The sequence below is a fragment of the Xanthomonas sp. SHU 308 genome (assembly GCF_000364645.1).
GTDB lineage: Bacteria > Pseudomonadota > Gammaproteobacteria > Xanthomonadales > Xanthomonadaceae > Xanthomonas_A > Xanthomonas_A sontii.
In genome coordinates, this window is the sequence record NZ_AQOK01000578.1 from 1 (window position 1) to 1,282 (window position 1,282).

Sequence of the window (1,282 nt, forward strand, 5' to 3'; positions counted from 1 at the left end):
GGTCGCGGTCGCCGCCGCTGCGTCGGTCCAGCGCCGGCCGCAGCGCCTGCGCGGCGATCGGCTGCTCGTCCAGGCGCAGGCTCAGGTCCGCGCCCAGGGTCAGAAGAATCGGGTCGCGGTCGGGCGCGCCGGCCGCGGCACCGCTGGCCGGCAGCTCGACCGGCACCTCCACCGTCGCCAGTGGTGCGGCGATCATGAACACGATCAGCAGCACCAGCATCACGTCGATCAACGGCGTCACGTTGATCGCGTGCTGTTCTTCGAGGGTGTCGTCGTCGTCGTCGCGTGCGGTGCGGATCGCCATGGCCGGCCTCATCGCGTGGCGGCGGCGTCGGCCGCTGCCGGCGCGTCGGCGTGGAGGCGGTCCAGGTCGCGCGACACCAGTTGCTGCACACCGGCCGACAGATCGCCCAGGCGCTGGCGCAGCCCGCCCAGGCGCCGCGCGAGGTGGTTGTAGAACATCACTGCCGGAATCGCCGCGACCAGGCCCAGCGCCGTCGCCAGCAGCGCTTCGGCGATGCCTGGCGCCACCACCGCCAGGGTAGTGGTATTGGCGCGGGCGATGCCGACGAAGCTGCGCATGATGCCCCACACCGTGCCGAACAGGCCGACGAACGGTGCGGTGGCGCCGATGCTGGCAAGCAGCCCGATGCCCTGGCGCCACTGTCGCGCGTGGTCCAGTTCCACCCGCTCCAGGCGCGAAGCCAGCCGTTCCTTGATCCCGGCCGCGTCGCGCAGGCCGCTGGACTGCTGCAGTTCAGCGCGCGCTTCCTGCAGCAGCGCGCGGGCGGCAGGCGTGTCCAACGCCGGCTGCGCCTCGGTCTCGCGCAGCCGCTGCGAACCCTGCAGCGCCGCGCGCGCGGCCTGCAGCGCCGCGCCGGCGCGCGCCAGTTCCCGGTGCTTGGCCAGGAGCACCGTCCACGTCGCGACCGAAGCGACGACCAGGCCGATCATCACCGCCTGCACCACCAGGTCGGCATGCAGGAACATCTGCCAGGCGCTGAGGTCGGCTGGACGCGGTGCGATGGGGGAGATGGGGGCGATAGCGGTCATGGGCTGGGAGGCGGCGTGGTAGGAGGGCGGCGCGGCGGGACGGTATTCAGCGCGGTGGTGGCGCGTCGCGCGGCGCAGGGCGGGTCAGCACGAACGCGGCGCTGGCGGCGATCAGCGCGCCGACGCCGAGCGCCAGCGTCGCGCCGGGATGCGCGCCGCAGCAGAACAGCAGATAGCCCAGCGCCATGCCGCTGGCGGCGAGCCACTTGCCGCGGCGGGGGATGGCGCC

2 protein-coding genes and 1 pseudogene are annotated in these 1,282 nt (G+C 73.8%); all 3 read right to left on the reverse strand.

Features of this window, described 5'->3' with window-relative positions; genetic code table 11:
• Positions 1–304, reverse strand: a 304-nt coding sequence (locus D588_RS0116790; protein WP_017916804.1) for a biopolymer transporter ExbD, incomplete at its 3' end; no start/stop codon positions are given.
• Positions 305–312: 8 nt separating this feature from the next.
• Positions 313–990, reverse strand: a complete 678-nt coding sequence (gene exbB, locus D588_RS0116795; RefSeq protein ID WP_017916805.1) for a tonB-system energizer ExbB — start codon at positions 988–990, stop codon at positions 313–315.
• 109 nt (positions 991–1,099) lie between these two features.
• A pseudogene (locus D588_RS0116800) lies at positions 1,100–1,282 on the reverse strand (DUF454 domain-containing protein); the annotation flags it as partial.